The organism is Methylobacterium sp. D48H (assembly GCF_053345715.1).
Genome location: NZ_JBKFAP010000140.1, coordinates 1 through 311 on the forward strand (window position 1 = coordinate 1; position 311 = coordinate 311).

General features: G+C 68.5%; 1 protein-coding gene. It reads left to right on the forward strand.

Features of this window, described 5'->3' with window-relative positions; all coding sequences use genetic code 11:
- Positions 1–65 precede the first annotated feature (65 nt).
- The coding region (locus ACLBX8_RS31845; protein ID WP_447716430.1) for a hypothetical protein at positions 66–311 on the forward strand (246 nt) is incomplete at its 3' end.

Consider the following 311-nt stretch of genomic DNA (forward strand, 5'->3'; position numbering starts at 1 on the left):
GCCGCGACGGCGAGGCCGACGTGCTCGCCACCGCCGCTGAAGCCCTGAGGACGAGGTTCTGAGACATGGGTGACGAAATTCGCTTCCAGATCCGCTCGAAGCCGGCTCGCATGGAGGGGCAGACGCGCGTCGCGCTGGCGCTCCTGCGGAGCAGGGGTGGGTGGCCCCAGGATTGGGCTCCATTCAATCCGGCGCTGCGTCGTGCCCTGGCGCGTGGCGATTGGGCGCCGTTGGGCGCTGGTGTGGCCAATGACGCGACGGCGCTTGAGCCGAAGTTGGTCAAAGGCCTGGACGGCAAGGAAGGCCTCGAT